This window comes from Streptomyces xanthophaeus, from assembly GCF_030440515.1.
In the GTDB taxonomy this organism is placed as follows: Bacteria; Actinomycetota; Actinomycetes; order Streptomycetales; family Streptomycetaceae; genus Streptomyces; species Streptomyces kutzneri.
Genome location: NZ_CP076543.1, coordinates 397,876 through 417,441 on the forward strand (window position 1 = coordinate 397,876; position 19,566 = coordinate 417,441).

Annotated in this window: 18 protein-coding genes; 9 read left to right on the forward strand and 9 right to left on the reverse strand. The window is 71.8% G+C overall.

Features of this window, described 5'->3' with window-relative positions; genetic code table 11:
• Positions 1 to 1,242, reverse strand: a complete 1,242-nt coding sequence (locus KO717_RS01790) for a hypothetical protein (RefSeq protein WP_301363984.1) — start codon at positions 1,240 to 1,242, stop codon at positions 1 to 3.
• Between the two features lie 135 nt (positions 1,243 to 1,377).
• Positions 1,378 to 2,106: a TioE family transcriptional regulator gene (locus KO717_RS01795; protein WP_301363986.1), complete on the reverse strand. Its 729-nt coding sequence runs from the start codon at positions 2,104 to 2,106 to the stop codon at positions 1,378 to 1,380.
• Between the two features lie 58 nt (positions 2,107 to 2,164).
• On the opposite strand from KO717_RS01795, the gene KO717_RS01800 reads away from it, so the two are divergent.
• From KO717_RS01800 to melC2, 3 genes are all read left to right on the forward strand, one after another.
• Positions 2,165 to 3,418 carry an erythromycin esterase family protein gene (locus KO717_RS01800; protein ID WP_301363988.1) on the forward strand — a complete coding sequence of 418 codons (1,254 nt, stop codon included), beginning with the start codon at positions 2,165 to 2,167 and terminating at the stop codon, positions 3,416 to 3,418.
• Positions 3,419 to 3,638: 220 nt separating this feature from the next.
• Positions 3,639 to 4,025 carry an apotyrosinase chaperone MelC1 gene (gene melC1, locus KO717_RS01805; protein WP_301363989.1) on the forward strand — a complete coding sequence of 129 codons (387 nt, stop codon included), beginning with the start codon at positions 3,639 to 3,641 and terminating at the stop codon, positions 4,023 to 4,025.
• Complete coding sequence (gene melC2 / locus KO717_RS01810) at positions 4,022 to 4,870, forward strand: tyrosinase MelC2 (RefSeq protein ID WP_301363990.1); 849 nt, start codon at positions 4,022 to 4,024, stop codon at positions 4,868 to 4,870. The genes melC1 and melC2 overlap by 4 nt, the downstream gene beginning before the upstream one ends.
• Here melC2 and KO717_RS01815 read toward each other — a convergent pair.
• On the reverse strand, positions 4,825 to 5,529 hold the full coding sequence (locus tag KO717_RS01815; RefSeq protein WP_301363991.1) for a response regulator: 705 nt from the start codon (positions 5,527 to 5,529) through the stop codon (positions 4,825 to 4,827). The two genes, melC2 and KO717_RS01815, sit on opposite strands and share 46 nt — an antisense overlap.
• Positions 5,526 to 7,151, reverse strand: a complete 1,626-nt coding sequence (locus KO717_RS01820; protein ID WP_301363992.1) for a sensor histidine kinase — start codon at positions 7,149 to 7,151, stop codon at positions 5,526 to 5,528. The genes KO717_RS01815 and KO717_RS01820 overlap by 4 nt, the downstream gene beginning before the upstream one ends.
• Before the next feature lie 105 nt (positions 7,152 to 7,256).
• Here KO717_RS01820 and KO717_RS01825 point away from each other — a divergent pair, with 105 nt between their 5' ends.
• The gene (locus KO717_RS01825; protein WP_301363993.1) at positions 7,257 to 8,696 is read left to right on the forward strand and encodes a cation:dicarboxylate symporter family transporter; all 1,440 of its coding nucleotides are present in this window, start codon (positions 7,257 to 7,259) and stop codon (positions 8,694 to 8,696) included.
• A 265-nt stretch (positions 8,697 to 8,961) separates the two neighbouring features.
• Positions 8,962 to 10,737 carry a S8 family peptidase gene (locus tag KO717_RS01830; RefSeq protein WP_301363994.1) on the forward strand — a complete coding sequence of 592 codons (1,776 nt, stop codon included), beginning with the start codon at positions 8,962 to 8,964 and terminating at the stop codon, positions 10,735 to 10,737.
• Positions 10,738 to 10,762: 25 nt separating this feature from the next.
• Here KO717_RS01830 and KO717_RS01835 read toward each other — a convergent pair whose 3' ends face one another.
• The 3 genes from KO717_RS01835 to KO717_RS01845 form a co-directional block, all read right to left on the reverse strand.
• Positions 10,763 to 12,157, reverse strand: a complete 1,395-nt coding sequence (locus KO717_RS01835) for an alpha/beta hydrolase family protein (RefSeq protein ID WP_301363996.1) — start codon at positions 12,155 to 12,157, stop codon at positions 10,763 to 10,765.
• An 85-nt stretch (positions 12,158 to 12,242) separates the two neighbouring features.
• Positions 12,243 to 12,926, reverse strand: coding sequence for a (2Fe-2S)-binding protein (locus KO717_RS01840; RefSeq protein WP_301363999.1), 684 nt, complete (start codon positions 12,924 to 12,926; stop codon positions 12,243 to 12,245).
• Positions 12,927 to 12,959: 33 nt separating this feature from the next.
• The gene (locus KO717_RS01845) at positions 12,960 to 13,370 is read right to left on the reverse strand and encodes a VOC family protein (RefSeq protein ID WP_301364000.1); all 411 of its coding nucleotides are present in this window, start codon (positions 13,368 to 13,370) and stop codon (positions 12,960 to 12,962) included.
• Positions 13,371 to 13,911: 541 nt separating this feature from the next.
• Here KO717_RS01845 and KO717_RS01850 point away from each other — a divergent pair.
• The gene (locus KO717_RS01850; RefSeq protein ID WP_301364002.1) at positions 13,912 to 14,598 is read left to right on the forward strand and encodes a GNAT family N-acetyltransferase; all 687 of its coding nucleotides are present in this window, start codon (positions 13,912 to 13,914) and stop codon (positions 14,596 to 14,598) included.
• A gap of 97 nt (positions 14,599 to 14,695) precedes the next feature.
• Here KO717_RS01850 and KO717_RS01855 read toward each other — a convergent pair whose 3' ends face one another.
• Positions 14,696 to 15,724, reverse strand: coding sequence for a TolB family protein (locus KO717_RS01855; RefSeq protein WP_301364004.1), 1,029 nt, complete (start codon positions 15,722 to 15,724; stop codon positions 14,696 to 14,698).
• Between the two features lie 267 nt (positions 15,725 to 15,991).
• Here KO717_RS01855 and KO717_RS01860 point away from each other — a divergent pair, with 267 nt between their 5' ends.
• On the forward strand, positions 15,992 to 17,290 hold the full coding sequence (locus tag KO717_RS01860) for an alpha/beta hydrolase (protein WP_367401497.1): 1,299 nt from the start codon (positions 15,992 to 15,994) through the stop codon (positions 17,288 to 17,290).
• Here KO717_RS01860 and KO717_RS01865 read toward each other — a convergent pair.
• Positions 17,268 to 18,743 (reverse strand): carboxylesterase/lipase family protein, encoded by a 1,476-nt coding sequence (locus KO717_RS01865; protein WP_301364005.1) that lies wholly within the window; start codon positions 18,741 to 18,743, stop codon positions 17,268 to 17,270. The genes KO717_RS01860 and KO717_RS01865 overlap by 23 nt on opposite strands.
• Positions 18,744 to 18,850: 107 nt before the next feature.
• On the opposite strand from KO717_RS01865, the gene KO717_RS01870 reads away from it, so the two are divergent.
• Together KO717_RS01870 and KO717_RS01875 are read left to right on the forward strand one after the other, a co-directional pair.
• The gene (locus tag KO717_RS01870) at positions 18,851 to 19,174 is read left to right on the forward strand and encodes a hypothetical protein (protein ID WP_301364007.1); all 324 of its coding nucleotides are present in this window, start codon (positions 18,851 to 18,853) and stop codon (positions 19,172 to 19,174) included.
• 97 nt (positions 19,175 to 19,271) lie between these two features.
• Positions 19,272 to 19,556, forward strand: a complete 285-nt coding sequence (locus KO717_RS01875) for a chaplin (protein WP_052872877.1) — start codon at positions 19,272 to 19,274, stop codon at positions 19,554 to 19,556.
• Positions 19,557 to 19,566: the final 10 nt, after the last annotated feature.

Consider the following 19,566-nt stretch of genomic DNA (forward strand, 5'->3'; position numbering starts at 1 on the left):
TCAACCGAGCACCTCCCGGTGCAGCCACGCGTAGAAGGGCCGGTGGTCCCAGTAGGCACTGTGGGCACGCAGGAGCGGACGACCGGTGTTGAACTGCTGGTCGGTGACGCGGTCCGCGCCGAAGATCGGGGCTCCGACATAGGCGAGGGGGTCGCGCGGGTCGTACGCGTTCAGCCACCGGGGGAAGTGGGCCGGAAGGCTCCGGCCGTAGGGCAGCGAGACCAGTGCGTCCATCTCGTACAGGAACGGCGCTTGCGAGCCCACTGTCACCAGGGCGCTCACCTGTCGGCTGTGGTCCTCGCTCGCGAACAGGTCGACGCACGCGACGCCACCCAGGCTGTGGGCCAGCACCACGACGGGCGGCTCGGCAGCACGCACGGCAGCGGCGATGCAGTCGCGCAGTCCCCCACCGCGTGCCTGGTAGCGCAGGATGTCCCCGATGGGCGGAGCGACCTGGGCGCTCACTCCAGGACGCTTGCGTCGGACCTGCCAGGACGTGAGCCATTCGCCGGTGCGCCACAGGGGCAGCCAGGCCGGCTTGGTCAGGTCGGAGATCCACCCGAGTGCAGCGCCGGGTTCGCCGAGTGCCTCGAGAACCGCTGCCTGCAGCTCGTGCACGGCCGCTCCGTCGACGCTGATCCCTCCTGCGCCCCAGCGCGTGTCCGCGCGGTCCAGAGCCACCGCGACCACCGCGCGGGCGACGATGTGCCGCAGGTCGTCCAGGGGCGTCGAGGTCTCGGTGAGCAGGGCGCCCAGGATGTCGGACACCGCCCCGGCCGCCGAGGTCAGATCGTTTCCGTCGAGGCCGTGCCTCCTTGCCGGTTCACGCAGCGCGGGGTGGTCCGGTACGTCCTTCAGCAAGTGGAGGAGCTGTTCCGCCGAAGTCTCGTCCTGCTGCGGAACGTAGGCGATCGCCGTCCGGCCCGCCTCCGCCTCTGCGAGGATCCGTAACTCCGCGAGGGGGTCGGTGTCGAGCAGGGCCCAGATCGCGGCGGCTGCGTCACCGTCTTCGGCGCCCTGCGGGCCGGGCTCCGGAGGCGTCTCCTCCGTCTCCGCCCTGCGGCGCCGGGGGACGGAGGTCCCACCCCGGTGGAGTTGGGCCCCGTGCTCCTCGCCCCACAGGCAGCGGAGCAGCTCGACGCTCACGTCCAGATTGTCGAAATGTCTCACCACCAGGTCGAACAACTTGTCGTAGCCGTCGCTACGCACCCCTGTGCCGTGCACCAACACCACACTTGTCATGTGTATGTGCTCCCCTGAAATCAGGTCATGAGTCTGGCAGAGCGGAAAGCGGCGCACTCGGAAATCGTGAAGAGTCGTGACCTGCCGAAGCGATTCCAGGGCGCGGCCTCACTCTTCTCCACCCGGTCGCGGCGGTCAGTCGCGGGCCTGGAGGTACGTGGCCAGTTCGGCCGCGCCCGTCAGCAGGGCGCGGCCGCGGGCGGAGAGGCGGGCGCGCCAGGCGGTCAGGGCGGACTCCAGGGGCGCCAGGCCCCCCGCGGTGCGGACCTGTGCGAGCAGGGGGGCGATCTCTTCCAGCAGGTGGCCGCCGCGGCGGAGTTGGTGGGCCAGGCGGGCGTCGCGGACGTCGGCCCCGTCGTACACGCGGTACCCGGTCAGCGGGTCGCGGCGCGGGCGGACCAGCCCGGCGCGTTCCCATGCGCGCAAGGTCGCGGGCCGGACACCGAGTTCGCGGGCGAGCGGCCCGATGAACGTGGCGCCGGACGTGGCGCCGGGCTCGAAGGCCGCACCGGTGGGCGCCAGGGCGCGCAGGGCGTTCTCCACGGCATCGAGGGTCCGCCGGTCGGCGAGGAGTTCGGCGTGGGTCCCGTCGATGAGACGGAAGGCCTCCTCGGCCGCGCCCTCGTTCACGGCTCGCATGATCGATGCCGCGGTCCGGTGGCCGTGGCCCGGCACGAGGGCGAGGAAGGCGGCCAGCGCGCGGGCGTGCAGCGGGGTGTAGGTGCGGTAGCCCTGGGGGGTCCGGTCCGCGGCCGGGAGGATGCCCGCCTCCTCGTAGTTCCTGATCGCCTGCGTGGACAGACCGTGCCCGCGCGCCAGGTCGACCGGTCGAAGGCGTCGACCACTTTGAAGGTTTTGGCTCACGAAACCCAGAATAGAGCGGAAAAGTTTCCACCGAAGGTTCAACGATAGCGTTGAAGGCATGCCAACCGACATCAAGGACATCGCCCGCGCCGTCGACGCCGCCACCGTGATGGAACCGTTCACGGCCCGACCGCGGCTGCTCGCCCTCGGCGAGCCCACCCACGGCGAGGACACCCTGCTCGAAGTGCGCAACGAGCTCTTCCGGCAGCTCGTCGTGCAAGGGGGCTACCGGACGATCGCGATCGAGAGCGACTGCCTGGCGGGCCTGCTGGTCGACGCGTACGTCACCTCGGGCACCGGCAGCCTCGACGAGGTCATGGAGCGCGGCTTCAGCCACGGGTTCGGCGCATCCGCCGCCAATCGCGAACTCGTACGCTGGATGAGGGAGTTCAACGAGGACCGGCCCGCGCCCGAGCGGCTCCGCTTCGCCGGGTTCGACGGCCCGCTGGAGATGGCGGGTGCCGCGAGCCCCCGGCAGGCCCTCACCGCGCTCCACGACCACCTCGCCCGCCACGTCGACGCCGGGCTGCTCCCCTGCACCGCTCATACGCTCGACCGTCTGCTCGGCGCCGACGACCGGTGGACCGAACCCGCCGCGATGATGGACCCGGCCCGGTCCACGGGGCGCTCCGCCGAGGCCCGGGAGCTTCGGTTGCTCGCCGACGACCTGGTGGCACTGCTGGAGGAGCAGACGCCGCACCTGATCGCGGCGACCTCCCGGGAGGACCTGGACCGGGCCCACCTGTACGGACGCACCGCCACCGGCCTGCTGCGCTACCACCACTGGACGGCCGACGACTCGGCGGCCCGCATGACCCGGCTGGTGGGCCTGCGGGGCCGGATGATGGCCGACAACCTCCTCGCCCTCGCCGCCCGGGGGCCGGTCCTCGTCCATGCCCACAACGCCCATCTCCAGCGGGAGAAGAGCTCGATGCGCATGGGCGGCAGGTCACTGGAGTGGTGGAGCGCCGGTGCGCTGCTGAGCTCCCGGTTCGGCACGGAGTACGCCTTCGTGGCCACGGCCCTCGGCACGATCCGGCACCGGGGCGTGGACACGCCGCCGCCGGACACCCTCGAAGGCCTCCTGTACGCGCTCCCGGACGACCGCTGCGTCGTCGACGCCCGTCGGCTGCTCACCTCCCTGGGAGGCGCACCGGCGCCGGCGCCCCGGGTCTCCCCCTGGTTCGGCTACGCCCCGCTCGACCCGGCCCACTTGGCCACGATCGACGGGGTCGTGTTCATCAAGGATCTTCCGGAGGTCCCGCCCGCATCCACCCCGGAGCCACCCGGCACACGCTCGGGCCGAGTCTGACGCTCTGCTTCCAGCCGACTCTGCAGTGTGATCCCGCACATAGTGCCCCCCTCGATCAGAAAAAATTACTGTCGAGTAGAGTTTGTTCCGCAGATCTTCCCGTCCGGACCCCTGGAGCCGCTCCGGACGGGAAGATCATCCAACTTGTTCTACCGACAACTTATCCATCCATGTCCGGATACAGGCCAAGCCTCTCCCGAGCCCTGATACCTCTTCGATCATGAAGAAGATCACTCGCCGTCAGGCCTTGGGGACAACCGCCGGTGCCCTCACCGTCCTCGGCCTGACCGCAGCTGCCGCGGGCGCCACGAACGCCGCCGCGACCCCCACCGAGCCCACCACCCCGGGCACGGTCGACGAGGTCTACAAGGGCCGTCGTATCCAGATCACCGCCGGAGAGGGCGGCCACCACGGCGGCCACCACTCGCCCGGCCAGCCCACCGTCCGAATAGACGGCAGGGAACTGCACATCATGCGCAACGCCGATGGCACGTGGATCAGCGTCATCAACCACTACGAGACCTTCGCCGACCCGAAGCTCCTCGCCCGCGCCGCTGTGCGCGATCTCCAGGGCGCCGCCCTCGTTCCCTTCGGAGGTGCGGCATGACCGTACGCAAGAACCAGGCCACGCTGACCCCGGCGGAGAAGCGCGCCTTCACCTCCGCGCTGCTCGAGCTCAAGCGCAACGGGAGCTACGACCGCTTCGTCACCACCCACAACGGCTTCATCATGAGCGACACCGACTCGGGCGACCGCGTCGGCCACCGCTCCCCCTCCTTCCTGCCGTGGCACCGGCGCTTCCTCCTGGAGTTCGAGGAGGCGCTGCAGAAAGTGGACGCGAGTGTGGCGCTCCCGTACTGGGACTGGACCGTGGACCGGACCTCCCGCGCCTCCCTCTTCGCCGCCGACTTCCTCGGCGGCACCGGGCGGGCCCGCGACGGGCAGGTCATGGACGGTCCGTTCGCGTACGCGACGGGCAAGTGGAACATAAATGTCCGGGTGGACGGGCGCGCCTACCTGCGCCGTGATCTCGGCGCGGCCGTCGCCCAGCTGCCGACCAGGGCCGAGGTGGACTCCGTACTCGCCATGCCGGTCTACGACATGGCGCCCTGGAACAGCTCCTCCAACGGCTTCCGCAACAACCTGGAGGGCTGGCGCGGCGCCAACCTGCACAACCGGGTGCACGTGTGGGTCGGCGGGCAGATGTCCACCGGTGTCTCCCCGAACGACCCGGTGTTCTGGATGCATCACGCCTTCATCGACAAGCTGTGGGCCGACTGGCAGGCCAAGCACCCCCAGTCCACGTACCTGCCGGGCGCGGGCACGCAGAACGTCGTCGACCTGAACGACACCATGCGGCCCTGGAACAACGTGACTCCGGCGGACATGCTGGATCACCGGAAGTTCTACACCTTCGACACCGAACCGGCCGCCGCCGCCAGCCAGCGGTAGTGCAGTTCGGGGCGGCCGACCTGGCCGTACCGGGGGGTGCGGTCCGCGCGGCCGGTGTCCACCAGGTGCTCCAGGTAGCGGCGGGCGGTGATCCGGGAGATCCCGGCCGCCTCGGCCGCCCCTGCTGCGGTCAGCCCCTCGGGCGCCGACCGCAGCAGGGCGGCGACCCGGTCCAGGGTCGGCGCGCTCAGCCCCTTGGGGAGCTCGGCCGGGCGGGGTGCGCGCAGGGCAGCCATCGCCCGGTCGACGTCGTCCTGGCCGACCGCCTCGCCCGCCGTCTGGCGGAACTCGGCGTAGCGCAGGAGCCGTTCGCGCAGGGTGGGGAACGCGAACGGCTTCAGTACGTACTGGACCACGCCGAGCGAGACGCTCTCGCGGACCACGGCCAGGTCCCGCGCGGAGGTCACCACGATCACGTCGACGGGATGTCCGGCGGCACGCAGCCCGCGCGCGAAGCGCAGGCCGTGCCCGTCGGGCAGGCCGAGGTCCAGGAGCAGCAGGTCGACGCGGGTCCGTTCCAGGAACCGGGTGGCCTCGGCGAGCGAGTGGACGGCGCCGACAGCGGTGAAGCCGGGCACCCGGCCGATGTAGAGCGCGTGCGCGTCGGCGGCCACCGGATCGTCCTCGACGATCAGCACGCGCACCTCGCTCCCGCTCATCGCGTGCTCCCCGGGCCTGCGACGGGTGCGGACGCGACGGACTCCATCGGCAGGCGGACCGTGAACTCCGCACCCCCGCCCGGGCCCTGCGCGGCGGTCACCGTACCGCCGTAGCGCTCCGCCACCTGCCGGACCAGCGCGAGGCCGAGGCCGCGGCCCTCGCCCTTGCCGGACCAGCCCCGGCGGAACACGTCCACCCCTTCGGGCAGCCCGGGTCCGTTGTCCGCGACCCGCAGCAGCAGCTCGTCCGCCTCGGGCCGGAGCGTCACCGCGATCCGAGCCCCCGCTACGGCGGTGAGCGCGTCGACCGCGTTGTCGATGAGGTTGCCGAGCACGGTGACCAGGTCCCGGGCCGGCGGCAGCCCGCCCCCTTCGGCGAGGCTGCGGCTGTCGGCGGTGACGACCAGCTCGACGCCCCGCTCGTGCGCCTGGGCGGCCTTGCCCAGCAGCAGCGCCACCAGCACCGGCTCCCCCACCGCGGTGACCACCTCGTCGGTGAGGGCCTGGGCGAGTTCCAGCTCGGCGGTGGCGAAGTCGACCGCCTCGTCCGCACGGCCGAGTTCGATGAGCGAGACCACGGTGTGCAGCCGGTTGGCCGCCTCGTGGGCCTGGGAGCGCAGCGCCTGGGTGAAGCCCCGCTCGTGGTCCAGCTCGCCGGTCAGCGCCTGCAGTTCGGTGTGGTCGCGCAGGGTGACCACGGTGCCCCGACGACCGCCGCCCGCGACCGGCGAGCTGTTGACCACCAGCACCCGGTCCGCGGTCAGATGCACCTCGTCCACCCGGGGCCGGTCCGCGAGCAGGGCCCCGGTGAGCGGGGCCGGCAGACCGAGGTCGGCCACCTGGCTGCCGGTGACCTCGCCCGGCAGACCCAGCAGTTCCCGTCCGGCGTCGTTGATCAAGGTGATCCGGCGCTGCCCGTCGAGCATCAGCAGCCCTTCGCGGACGCCGTGCAGAGCCGCCTGGTGGTAGTCGTACATCCGGCTGAGCTCCGCCGCGTTCATGCCATGAGTGTGACGGCGCAGCCTCGCATTGACGACGTACGTACCCACGCCGCCGAGGGCGAGCGCACCGCCCGCGACCCAGGCGAGGGCCGAGAGCTGCGTGGCCAGCCGGTCACTGATGGCGCGGACGGTGATCCCCGCGCTGACCAGGCCGATGATCCGGCCCTCGTCCTGGAGCGGGGTGACCACGCGGATGGAGGGGCCGAGGGTGCCGGTGTACGTCTCGCTGAAGGTCTCGCCGCGCAGCGCGGGGGCGGTGTTACCCATGAAGGACTCGCCGATCCGGCGCGGGTCGGGGTGGGTCCAGCGCCGCCCCTCGGGGGACATGATCGTCACGAAGGCCACCCCGGAGTCCGCCCGGACCTGCTCCGCGTAGGGCTGGAGCGCGACGGACGGGTCGGCCCCGCCCGCCGCTCCCCGTACGGCCTCACGTACGGACGGCGAGTCGGCCACCGCGCGGGCCACGGCCCCGGCCTGGCGCCGGGCGGCCTCCTCGGCCTGGCCGCGGGCCGTGGCGTACGCGAAGACGGCGCAGCCCGCGACGACCACGGCGACCAGCAGCACCTGCATGGCGAAGAGCTGGCCGGCGAGGCTGCGCGGGGGGCGGGGGAAGCGGAACATGGCGCTCAGTGTGCACCGGGTCGTGAACTCAATGAACGCAAGGGTGACCGGGGTCACAGGCCTGGGCGATGGTCTCCCCGAACGTAATCACCACCGGGAGGCATCGTGGCCGCCAGGCGCGACAGAACGCACTATCTCTACATCGCGGTGATCGGCGCGGTGCTGCTCGGCATCGCCGTCGGCTTCGCCGCCCCCGGCGTGGCCGTGGAGCTCAAACCGCTGGGCACCGGCTTCGTCAACCTCATCAAGATGATGATCTCGCCCGTGATCTTCTGCACGATCGTGCTGGGCATCGGATCCGTGCGCAAAGCCGCCAAGGTGGGCGCCGTGGGCGGGCTCGCCCTCGGCTACTTCATGGTCATGTCCACGGTGGCGCTGGCCATCGGCCTGCTGGTCGGCAACCTGCTGGAGCCCGGCAGCGGGCTGCACCTGACCGAGGCGGCGCGCAGCGCGGGCGAGGCGCAGGCCAAGGCGGGCGGGGCCGAGAGCACGCCGGAGTTCCTGCTCGGGATCATTCCGACCACGCTGGTGTCCGCCTTCACCGGGGGCGAGGTGCTGCAGACGCTGCTGGTGGCGCTGCTCTGCGGGTTCGCGCTGCAGGCCATGGGCGCGGCGGGCGAGCCGGTGCTCCGGGGTATCGGGCACATCCAGAAACTGGTGTTCCGGGTACTCGCGATGATCATGTGGGCGGCTCCGGTGGGCGCCTTCGGGGCGATCGCGGCGGTGGTCGGGGCCACCGGCATCGACGCGCTGAAGTCCCTTGCCGTCATCATGATCGGCTTCTATACGACGTGTCTGCTCTTCGTGTTCGTGGTCCTCGGCACACTGCTCCGGGTGTGCACCGGGGTCAGCGTCTTCGCCCTGCTGCGCTATCTGGGCCGGGAGTTCCTGCTGATCCTCTCGACCTCCTCCTCGGAGTCGGCGCTGCCGCGGCTGATCGCGAAGATGGAGCACCTGGGGGTCTCCCGGCCGGTCACCGGGATCACCGTGCCGACCGGCTACTCCTTCAACCTGGACGGGACGGCCATCTATCTGACGATGTCCTCGCTCTTCATCGCCGAGGCGATGGGCAAGCCGCTGGCGCTGGGCGAGCAGATCTCGCTCCTGCTGTTCATGGTCATCGCGTCGAAGGGCGCAGCCGGGGTGACCGGCGCGGGCCTGGCCACCCTCGCCGGCGGGCTGCAGTCGCACCGGCCGGAACTGGTGGACGGCGTCGGCCTGATCGTGGGCATCGACCGGTTCATGAGCGAGGCCCGGGCCCTGACGAACTTCGCGGGCAACGCGGTCGCGACGGTGCTCATCGGAACGTGGACGAAGGAGTTCGACCACGCGCGCGCCACCGAAGTCCTCGCGGGACGGCTGCCGTTCGACGAGAGCACGCTGGTGGACGACGGGCACGGCGCGCAGCAGGGCGCGCCCGCGCAGTCCGCCGGGCTCACCGGGGCTCCCGGGTCCTCCGAGACCTCCGAAGCCTCCGAAGCCGACGCAGCCCCGCACTCCGTGCCGCAGCCCTCGGCCAACCCCAAGGACGGGGTACCGGTCTAGCCGGTACGCCCCCGCGGGCCGACCGGGCAGGGCTCGCCCCCACGGTGCCCAGCCCGGTCGGCCCGCCGCATTCTCCGTACTTGCACCCATAGTCGGGATTCGGCCACCGATAACCGAACCTCCAGGCTGTAAAAGGTACTTCCGTAACAGGCTGTGTGCATGACATCTTGCGTCCACCACTTGTTTCGTTCGACCCGGCCTGACCACCGGGTCTTCGGAGGACGCATTGATACCCCACATATCCAGCCGACCTCGACGTACCCTCGTGCTGGCCGCCACGCTCGGCGCGGCACTCGCTTTCGGGGCCCCCGCCGCGCTCGCCGGCACCGCCCCCGTCTCGCCCGACGGCTCCTCGGCCCTCGCCCCCGCGGCGGCCGCCCCCAAGGCTGCGGCCCCGACTTCCCAGAGTGCGACCTGGGTTGCCGGTACCCGTGCCTACCTCGTGATCACCGCTCCCGGTGACACCACGGCGGTACGGGGCGCCGTGACCGCCAACGGCGGCACGGTGTTCCAGTACTACGACGCGATCGGCGTGATCGTCGCCCACTCCGCGTCCGGTACCTTCGCCACCACCATGCGCGGTGTCAGCGGCGTCCAGCAGGTCGGCGCCACCCGCACCTCGGACGTGCCGGCGGACGCCTACAACCCGGCGCTTCCCGCCAACCCGGCGCAGGCCACGACGCCTTCGGGCGAGCCGGTCCGCGCCGACATGACGCAGATCAAGGCCGACCAGGCCTGGGCCGTCACCACCGGTTCCGCCTCCGTCAAGGTCGGCATCCTGGACACCGGTGTGGACGACCAGCACCAGGACCTGGCCCCGAACTTCAACGCGGCGGACTCCGCGTCCTGCGCCTACGGAAAGCCGGACACCCGTACGGGCGCCTGGCGGGACGTCGGCACCCACGGCACGCACGTGGCCGGTACGGTCGCGGCCGCCAAGAACGGCAAGGGCGTCATCGGCGTGGCCCCGGGCGTGAAGATCTCCTCGGTGCGCATCGCCGAGCCGGGCTCCTCGCTCTTCTTCGCCGAGAACACCGTCTGCGGCTTCATGTGGGCCGGTGACCACGGCTTCAAGGTCACCAACAACAGCTACTACACGGACCCGTGGCAGTTCAACTGCCCGGACAACGCCGACCAGGCGGCGATCATCGAGGGCGTCAAGCGCGCCCAGGAGTACGCGGAGGGCAAGGGCTCGCTGCAGGTCGCAGCGGCCGGCAACTCCAACATCGACCTGGCCAACAAGACGACCGACACCGAGTCCCCGAACGACTCGACGCCGGTCACCCGCACCATCACCAACGCCTGCCTGGACATCCCGACCGAGCTCCCGGGCGTGGTCACGGTCTCGGCGATGGGCACCACCGCGAAGGCCTCGTACTCCAACTACGGCCTGAACGTCGTCGACGTGACGGCTCCCGGCGGCGACGCCGTCGGCATCTACAGCACCCAGCCGGGCGGCAAGTACGGCACCATGAGCGGCACGTCGATGGCGTCCCCGCACGTCACCGGTGTGGCGGCCCTGCTGGCCAGCACCAACCCGGGCATCACCCCGGCGCAGCTGCGCGACAAGCTGGCCACCCAGGCGGGCGACGTCGCCTGCCCGTCGGACAGCCGCTGCAAGGGCACCACGGCGAAGAACGGCTTCTTCGGCGAGGGCCAGGTCGACGCGCTGAAGGCCGTCGGCAGCACCCCGCCGCCCGGCAAGTACTTCGAGAACACCGGTGACGTCGCCATCGGCGACAACACCACGGTGGAGAGCCCGATCACCGTCAGCGGTGTCACCGGCAACGCCCCGGCCACCCTCAAGGTGGGCGTGAACATCGTGCACACCTACATCGGTGACCTGAAGGTCGACCTGGTCGCGCCGGACGGCACCGTCTACACCGTGCACAACCGCGCCGGCGGCAGCACCGACAACATCAACCAGGTCTACACCGTGAACGCCTCCTCCGAGGTCGCGAACGGCACCTGGAAGCTGCGGGTCAACGACAACGCCGGCGGCGACACCGGCAAGGTCGACTCCTGGAACCTGACCTTCTGACAGGTCCTCCGGACGTCACGTTCCACTAGCGCTGGAGCACGTCGGCGAGCCAGTCGAAGACGACGTCGCAGTGCTGCTGCGGGGCCATCGGGGAGCAGTGCAACTGCGCCCCGGTGGCCTCCGTCAGTTTCACGTACTCGCGGCGCGTGCGCAGGAGGTCGTACATCTGCTGCGGCTGGCCCGGGTAGAACAGCTCGAAGTCGTAGTCCAGGACGAGCGTCGGGGCCTTGATCCTCCCGACCACCTTGGTGACGTCGAGGCCCATGGCCACCTGCGCCGGGGTCCAGAGGTCCGTGAGCACGACGCCCTCGCGGGCCTGGCGCAGTGCCTGCCGGTCGAAGATCTCGAAACGCTTCTTGACGGTGAAGGCGAGCTCCGGCGTCAGCTCCGGGACGACCTCCTCGTTCCAGACCCGGTTGGTCTCCTCCTTGTCGGGCGTGACGACGGCGCGCAGCTCCGCGTCGAATCCCAGCCAGGGGCTGACGCAGCCCGGCTGGCAGGCGACGGCGGCGAGCCGGTGCTCGAAGGCGGCGGCGCGGGCGACCAGGTTGCCGCCCATGCTCAGGCCGGTGAGCGCGATCCGGCCGCTGTCCACGTCCTTGCGGCGCTCCAGCCAGTCGACGATCGGGCCGACCACCTTCTCCCAGCGGGTGGTGAAGGGGATCTCCTCCACGAACAGGAGCTGCCCCTGGCCGGGTCCGTCGTAGACGAGGGCGTTCCACCCCCGGCCGAGGGCGGCGGCCACGCCGTAGGTCCACATGTCGAGGTTCTGGCCGTCGCTGCCGTTGGTCAGGATCACGGTGGGGCGCGGTTCCGCGGGACCGTCCGGGCGGAAGAACCAGACCGGCAGGTGGGTCCTGCCGTACGGGACCTTCGCGCGGACGGCGGCCGGTGAGCAGAGCCTGGCGAAGGTGTCCCAGGCCCCCCGCCCTGCCAGGTAGACCGCCTCCTCGTCACCGGGGTGGTCGGTGCCGAGCACGTAGAACAGCGCCTGCGCGTAGTACTGGGCGGCGCGCAGGGACCGGAAGCGGCGGGTCTGCGAGGGAGCGTCGTGGCCGTGGCGGCCGGCGGCCGGGGGCGCGGCGAGCCGGTCCCCCCAGGCGCGGAAGGTGTCGCTGAACGTCTGCTCGGACAGACCGGCCGCGTTGATGGCGTTGACCGCGGTCAGCACCTCGCCCACCTCGGAGGCACGCATGCCGGCCGCGCCGAGTGCGAGCAGGCCCGCGAAGTTGAAGCCGGGATCGTCGAAGAGCTTCATCGCTCCGGGGGTGGGATCCACCGCCTTGGCGGACGGCTTGGGCACGGCGGCCGCGGTGCGGGCCCCGCCCCCGACGGCGAGCGCCCCGGCCCCCGCGGCGAGCCCGGTCAGGGCCGCGCGGCGGGTGAGTGCGCAGGGCTGGTGCGGTGTGCGAGCGGTCATGCAGCGGACCGTACGCCGCGCCCCCTGCGGGTCGGGGCGCGGCGCGCCCTCCCTTGCTCCGAACGGCGGCGCGCCGCTGGGGCCGTCAGCCGGTGCGGCGCCCGGCCCGCAGCACGCAGTCGCCGCAGAGCCCGCCTCCGGGGACCTGGTAGTAGAGGCAGCAGCTGCGCCGTACGAACGCCACCCCGAGCCCCTCCTCATGGATGAAGGTGCCGGTGCCCGCCAGCGCTCCGCCGTCGCCGAGCAGGGCGCCCGCCAGCTCCACGGCCGCGCCTCCCGGCACCCGGTCCATGAGCACGCGCAGCGCCCCGACGAGCCCGGACGCCGCGTTCCCTCGCAGGACCTTCGGCGAGACCCCGTAGCGCTCGCGCAGGGCCTCGTCGAGCACGGCCAGGTTCGCCAGGACGTTCTCCCCGAGTTCCCCGGCCGGCAGGCCGGGAGCGGGCTCGGGCAGCCACAGCTGGAGCGATCCCGCGTCCGGCAGCCGCCACCACACCCGGTCGGCGGCCAGGTCCGGCACCCGGCCCGCCAGCGCCGCGCACCCGAGCCCCAGCGACCAGAGCCGCGAGACGATCCCAAACTGCGCGGTCGAGGCGGCCACCCGGCCCGGCCCGGTGCCGATCCGCCGGCCCACCTCGGCCACGTACGGCCCGAGCTGCTCCCCGTACAGCGCGGTGAGCGGCCGGAAGCCGGGGCCGGGCGGTTCCTTCCCGCAGGGGACGGTGAAGAAGGGCCCTACGGCGGCCAGTCGCCGCAGTACGTCGTCCATACCCGAAATGATCTCAGCGGCTCGGGACCAGGGTCAGGCCGGGTCCGGGGTAGCCCCTTCGAGGACCTCCAGGTAGTGCGGGTTGAGCATGATGCCCAGCACATTTCCGAAGGGGTCGGTGACGGCCGCGGTGACGAAGCCGCCGTCTCCGTGGGCGGTCACCGGCTGGTACTCCGTCGCCCCCAGGTCCAGGAGCCGCGCGTGGACCGCGGGGAGATCGTCGACGGCCCAGTAGGCCACCGCGCCGCCCGGGTCCTTCGCCGCGCCCGGCGGGGCGTGGCGGCGGTCGACGATGCCCAGCTCGTGCTGGTAGTCGCCGATCCGGAACTCGGCGTAACCGGGCCGCTCGAAGTACGGGGCGATCCCGAGGAGCTCGGAGTACCAGGCCTTCGCGGCCTCCAGGTCGTCGGCCCAGAAGTTGATCGTCGCAAACCCTCGCAGCATGAACACCCTCCTCGGCGGACACAGGCATCGCTGCGACTCTACGGCGGCCCCCGCGGGGGCCGTAGCAGACCCGGGTGGCGCAGTCGTACCTCCCCCGTGGTGCGACCGCTCACGGACACACCGCCGACGACCATGTGTTCGACGTCCGGGCGGGGCGCCGGACCGGCGGGGCCGCATCCGCGATCCGCGAACGGGGCCTCGCTCGGGATCACCCGACTCTATGCGCATCCTCGCAGGTCAGGCGGGTCCGCGCGGCGATCGGCGGCCATCGGCGCGGCCGTCTGGGGGGCCCATGCCGTGCGCGTGAAGGGATGTCCGTGGATCGTGATTACGGGTGCTCCGAGGCGGGGACCCAAGTGCTCAGAAATCGGTGTCACGCCATTGCCAAATTGGGGGTTCATGAGAGGACTTTAAGGAGCTACATTGAGCCACTCGCGTTCACCTGACAGCCGGTTGCCTTTCACTCGTGTTTTGCACGGGGGGCGACGTCATGGACGCAGACTGTGCAACCACCCCACCGCCCAGAAGGACCGAAGGCTCCGTGCCCGTACCCGTACACCTCGCGGGCCGCACCGTGCGGCTCGAGCCCCTCGCCCCCCACCACACCGAGGCTCTGGCCGTGGCCGGGGCCGAGGATCGTACGACTTACGCCTTCACTCCCGTGCCCCACGGTGTGCAGGCGTCACACGAGTACATCGAACGTGCCCTCGCCGATCAGGCAGCGGGTCGATCGCTCCCGTTCGCGGTGGTCAGAGCCACCGACGGGCGGGTCGTCGGTTCGACCCGGTTCCTGGAACTCGACTACTGGCAGGGGCCTCTGATCTGGCCCGCCGTGCCAGGAGTCCCGTTCGGCGATCCGGCGACGGCGATCCCCGATGCCGCCGAGATCGGCAATACCTGGCTGTCCCCGGGCGCCCAGGGAACCGGCATCAACACCGAGGCGAAGCTGCTCATGCTCCGCCATGCCTTCGAGACCTGGGGGGTACGGCGTATCTCGCTGCGCGCTGATGCGCGCAACGGCCGTTCGAGAGCCGCCATGGAACGTCTGGGCTTCACCTGCGAGGGGGTCCGCCGGGCCCATTCGCGGGGACTGGACGGCGCCGTCCGCAGTACCGCCTTCTACTCGATCCTCGACGAGGAGTGGCCGACCGTGCGGTCGATCATCGAGCTGAGGCTGTCGGCGGGCGCGCAGCGCAAGCGGCGCCGCAAGACCCTGATCCCCGCGTAACCGCCCCGGCCGGACGGAAAAGCGGAAAAACGGTCCTGCCCCGGCGCTCGACCCGACCCCCGACCAGACCCTCGCCCCGGCCCTCGCCGCTGCCTCCTCAGCCGAGGAAGGCCGGGGCGAGGGCCGAGTCCATGAGCCGGGCGGGAGCGCCGCTCCCGTCGGCCGGTACGGCGTACAGGTCGGCACCGAAGTCCCCCGGCAGGGCGTAGACGACGGTCCGGTCGTCGGTCCACACCACCTGGTCGTCCACGCTGCGCTCCTCGGCGAGCGGCGTCTCGGCTCCGGAGGCCAGGTCCAGGGCGTACAGCCGCCACGGCGCCTCGGCCGGCAGGCCCGGCACGCGCTTCTTGAAGACCAGCCGGGTCCCGTCCGGTGACAGCGACGGGCACTCCACGTTCTCGCGCAGGGTGGTCACGGTGCGCTCGCCCAGGTCCCCCCGGACCAGGTGGGTCCGTCCGCCGGTGGCGAGGGTCGCGTAGAAGGTCCGCTCGTCGGCGGCGAAGGTGACCCCCCAGAAGTTGACGTCGGCGCTGCGGTACGGCTTGCCGTCCTTCAGGATCGTGAAGTCTTCCAGCGAGGCGTCGAGCATGCCGGTGCGCAGGTCGAGCACCGAGGTCCGCGTCGAGAAATTCGTACCTGCGTACGAGTCCCCGCCGACGAAGACGGTCCAGGCGGCGAGGTGCCCGCCCGGCGAGACCCGGGCCCGGGTGGGGAGGCCGCCCAGCGGATGTGCGGAGACCTCCTTCAGGCGGGCGTCGAGGACGACCGCCCGGTAGCCCTCCTGGACCCCGCCGCGGTCCGCCTGGAGGCAGATCCCGGTGCCCTGGGCCGCGTGGAAGCGCAGACAGCTCACCCCGGACGCGGTACGCGCCCCGTCCGGCCGGCCGGCCGCGACCGTGGCGAGCTCGTCCCGGTGCGGCCCCCAGGCCATGTTGCGGAACACGATCCGCCGGCCTCCGTCGCCCGGCGCCAGCGAGACCGCGCCCGGATCTACCTGCGGGCCGCCCGGCCGGGCGTGGTCCTTCTCGTCGGCGCGGGAGGAAGCCCGCGAGACGGCGAGCACGCCCACGGCCGCGAGCAGGGCCACGGCGGTGACGAGGATCAGGATCCGGCGCTGGAGCGTCATGGGATGACTCCGGGGCGGGGTGGGGTTCCGGGGGCGGCGCGGGGGCACCATACCCAGCGGCCTGTACAAGAGCCAGGCATGGACGGAGGCGGGTCCGTGAACTCCACCGGGCGTACGGGCGCCAGGCAATGGCCTCCCCCAGGGCACCCCAAGAGTAGGAAAAATGCGGAACCCTGACATGCTTGCGTTCATCCTTCGAACGGAAGGACCCAGCAGTCAGACCACCCCGCCCCTCTGGGGGCAGCAGCAGCCGGAGAGCCACCGCACATGTCGTACGCACCCGACGGGCAGCAGTACCAGCCGTACCGGCCGGAAGGACAGATACCGCAGCCGCCCCAAGGCGACCAGTACGGCCGGCCGTACGGACAGCAGCCGCCGCCCGGCCGCCCCCAGCAACCGTACGGGCAGCAGGACCAGTATGGGCAGCAGCCTCAGTACGCACCGCAGGACCAGTACGGACAGCAGCCGCAGTACGGGCAGCAGGGCCAGTACCAGGAGCCCGAGCCGCCGCGGCGCAGGTCGCGGGGGCGCCGCTGGCTGATCGCGGGCGCCTCGGTGCTCGCTCTCGCCGGTATAGCCGCGCTCGTGCTGAACCACTACGAGATACCCCCGTTCACCGACAAGGGCTCCTCGGTGTCCTTCGGGCAGGCGCCCGCCGGTGGCGGCAAGAAGAGCGACGCTCCGCCGCCGAACTCCAAGATGCTCATGCCGACCGGGCCGGCCTCCGAGTTCAAGAACACGATGACCCTCGCCGACGGCACGCACGTGGCCGTCACCACGCTGGACGGCAAGAAGTCCGGCTTCAAGGGCAAGGTCTGGGTCTGGGCCCCCAAGGAGTACAACGACCCGAAGTTCGCCAAGAGCGGCTTCCCGGTCATGATCGCCCTGCCGGGCGGCGCCGGCTACCCGAGCAACTACTGGATGGGTACCGACCTCGGCCTCCAGACCAGCATCAGCAAGTGGTACGCGGAGGGCAAGAGCAAGCCCTTCATCCTGGCCATGCCGGTCCTCAACCCGGGGCCGGACGACAAGGGCGTCTACTGGGACGGCTCCGACATCCCCGGCCAGCCCAAGATGGGCACCTGGCTGACCGAGGACGTCCCGGACCTGATGAAGGCCAACTTCCGCACCGTCAAGTCCCGTGACGGCTGGGCGTTCATGGGATCCTCCACCGGTGGTTTCGCGGGTCTGAAGGCCGTGCTGAAGCACCCGGACAAGTTCAAGGCCGTGATCGCCTCCGGCCCGGACATCGTCCCGGACTCCTCCCTGTGGAAGGGCCACGACAAGGAGAAGGCCGAGAACAACCCGGAGCTGCTGGCGAAGCAGCTCATCGACACCAAGGGTCCTGAGGTCTACCTCGCCTTCCAGGTCGGCGACAGCGAGAACAACAAGAAGACGCTGCCCGACGTGCAGAAGTTCGTCGCCACCTACGGCAACAAGGGCCCCATCCACGCCGAGTTGAAGGTCATCAAGGGCGGTCAGCACAACGCCAAGACCTATGTGCCCAACATGGGCGAGGGTCCGGTCCAGTTCATCAGCAAGGTCATGGAAGGGCCCGTCGAGTAACGACCGGCTCCCCCGCACCATCGAGCTCCGGCCCGCCGAACACCTTCGGCGGGCCGTCGCCGTTCCAGGCCGCCCAGCCCGGATCGCCCGTCACCGCGAACCGCACCCAGGCCGCGTGCATCTCGTCCGCCAGCGCCTGCGGGGTGTGCGGCCCGGCCAGCCAGGCGGCCTCCGGTACCGCGAGCGTGTCGAACACGAAGCCCAGCTCCAGGGCGTGGCAGGAGCCGAGGCCGGGAACGCCGGAGGGCCAGGCGAACTCGTACAGGAAGCTCGGCGCCCCCCGCCGCGCCCCGGCGAGCCTGCGCAGCGGGTCACGCAGCAGCCGGTCGGTGAGCAGCTGTCCGGCGAGTTCGGCGGGGCCCGCCGCGGGCAGCGCGGCGCGCAGCGCCCGTACCGCCGCCCGGTCCTTGCCGGAGCGGGCGCGGGCCAGCGCCACGGCGAGCGGGCCGAGCCGGTCCAGCAGCCGCATCCCGCCGGTGGGGGCGAGCCACAGCCGGTACTCGTCACGGGTCCAGCCGAGGAGCAGCGGCACCTCGGCGGAGGCGGCCCGGGCGCAGAGGGTGTCGAGGGGGTCGGCCGGGACCGTGTCCCGGTCGGTGACCAGGCCGAAGGCGGGTCCGCCGACGAGCGGGCCGGATCGGCGCAGGACGGCCGCCTGGGCGGCGAGCAGGTCCGGCAGCGCGGTGGCGGTGAAGGCCGCGGCGGTGGCGTCCACCTTGAGCAGCGAGGCCATCCGCCGGACCATGGCGCGGACCCTGGGGCGCGGCAGGACCTCGGGGGGTCCGCTCTGCAGGACGGCCCGGGTGAAGAGCCCGGCGGCGCGCGGAACGGCCAGGAGGGCGCCGACGCTGATGGCCCCGGCGGATTCACCGAAGACGGTGACCCGGTCGGGGTCCCCTCCGAAGGCCCCGATGTTGTCGCGGACCCATTCCAGGGCGGCGATCTGGTCCAGCAGGCCCCGGTTGGCGGGGGCGTCGGGGAAGAGTCCGTAACCGAGGACGCCGAGGCGGAAGTTGAAGGAGACCAGCACGACCCCGTCGCGGGCGAAGGCGGAGCCGTCGTACACGGGGACGGCCGAGGAGCCGCGGGTGTGGGCCCCGCCGTGGATCCAGACCATGACGGGCAGCCGGGCCGCCGGCGCCGGGTCGGGGGTCCACACGTTCACGTTCAGGCAGTCGTCCCCGGGGATCACCGGGTCGGGGAGCAGGGCGGCGAACGTGTCCGGGTACGGCACCTTGGGCGCGGTCGGCCCGTAGGCGGCGGCATCGCGTACGCCGTCCCAGGCGGCCGGGGGTGCGGGCGCCGCGAAGCGCAGGGCTCCGACGGGCGGGGCCGCGTACGGGATGCCCAGGAAGACGGCGGTCCCCCCGGGCCCGGTCCGGCCCTCGACGACGCCGGCCGCGGCCTTGACCCGCGGGCGGCGGCGGCCGTCGGCCGCGCCCTCTGCGCTCATCTCGTCCTCCTGCGATGACGGTGCCGGTCGCATCGCCGCACCGTCGCACAGCCGTCCAACGGGTGACAAGGCGTGACCGGGTCCGTGCCCGGCCCGGTTGGACGGGCATGCGATTCCTGCGTATCCACCATGCCGTGCCCGTCGCCCTGCTGCTCGCGGGGGCCGCGCTCGTGTCCGGCCCGGCCCTGGCCGCCGGCCCGGACTTCCAGTACGTCGGCCAGGACGACCGGGTCCACGGCCTCACCGCGCCGAGGGGGTGCGTCGCGGCGGAGGGCGGCGGCGCCCGGGCGGTCACCAACGGGACCCGGAGCTCGGCGACCCTCTACGAGGGTCCCGGGTGCTCCGGCCGGGTCCTGCGGGTCCTGCGGCCCGGAGAGGTCGGCCAGGTGCGGCCGTACTTCGCCTCCGTCCGGTTTTCCGTCACCAGGTAGGCGCACGGGCCGTGACCCCTTGGCCTCCCCCGCGTTGTATGCCATGTCAAATGCCACAGGTTCTGTGGCGCCCCACATATCTCATGAGGAGATCTTGATGTCGCGTATCGCGAAGGCATTCGCCATCACCGCTGTCACCGGCAGCGCCGTGGTCGCCGGTGCGGGTCTGGCAGTCGCCGATGCCGGAGCGCACGGTGCGGCGGTCGGCTCCCCCGGTGTCCTGTCGGGCAACCTGCTCCAGGTTCCGGTGCACGTCCCGGTCAACGTCTGCGGCAACACCGTGAACGTGATCGCCCTGCTGAACCCGGCGTTCGGCAACACCTGCGTCAACGCCTCCGGCGGCGGCGACCACCACACCGAGGGTGGCGACTACGGCCACTGATCGCCTGACC

Excerpts from the sequence above, each read along its gene's own strand:
- KO717_RS01790 (WP_301363984.1), bottom strand. The coding sequence starts at position 1,242 with ATGACAAGTGTGGTGTTGGTGCACGGCACAGGGGTGCGTAGCGACGGC.
- KO717_RS01800 (WP_301363988.1), top strand. The coding sequence starts at position 2,165 with ATGCCAACCGACATCAAGGACATCGCCCGCGCCGTCGACGCCGCCACC.
- melC1 (WP_301363989.1), top strand. The coding sequence starts at position 3,639 with ATGAAGAAGATCACTCGCCGTCAGGCCTTGGGGACAACCGCCGGTGCC.
- melC2 (WP_301363990.1), top strand. The coding sequence starts at position 4,022 with ATGACCGTACGCAAGAACCAGGCCACGCTGACCCCGGCGGAGAAGCGC.
- KO717_RS01815 (WP_301363991.1), bottom strand. The coding sequence starts at position 5,529 with ATGAGCGGGAGCGAGGTGCGCGTGCTGATCGTCGAGGACGATCCGGTG.
- KO717_RS01820 (WP_301363992.1), bottom strand. The coding sequence starts at position 7,151 with ATGTTCCGCTTCCCCCGCCCCCCGCGCAGCCTCGCCGGCCAGCTCTTC.
- KO717_RS01835 (WP_301363996.1), bottom strand. The coding sequence starts at position 12,157 with ATGACCGCTCGCACACCGCACCAGCCCTGCGCACTCACCCGCCGCGCG.
- KO717_RS01840 (WP_301363999.1), bottom strand. The coding sequence starts at position 12,926 with ATGGACGACGTACTGCGGCGACTGGCCGCCGTAGGGCCCTTCTTCACC.
- KO717_RS01845 (WP_301364000.1), bottom strand. The coding sequence starts at position 13,370 with ATGCTGCGAGGGTTTGCGACGATCAACTTCTGGGCCGACGACCTGGAG.
- KO717_RS01855 (WP_301364004.1), bottom strand. The coding sequence starts at position 15,724 with ATGACGCTCCAGCGCCGGATCCTGATCCTCGTCACCGCCGTGGCCCTG.
- KO717_RS01860 (WP_367401497.1), top strand. The coding sequence starts at position 15,992 with ATGTCGTACGCACCCGACGGGCAGCAGTACCAGCCGTACCGGCCGGAA.
- KO717_RS01865 (WP_301364005.1), bottom strand. The coding sequence starts at position 18,743 with ATGAGCGCAGAGGGCGCGGCCGACGGCCGCCGCCGCCCGCGGGTCAAG.
- KO717_RS01870 (WP_301364007.1), top strand. The coding sequence starts at position 18,851 with ATGCGATTCCTGCGTATCCACCATGCCGTGCCCGTCGCCCTGCTGCTC.
- KO717_RS01875 (WP_052872877.1), top strand. The coding sequence starts at position 19,272 with ATGTCGCGTATCGCGAAGGCATTCGCCATCACCGCTGTCACCGGCAGC.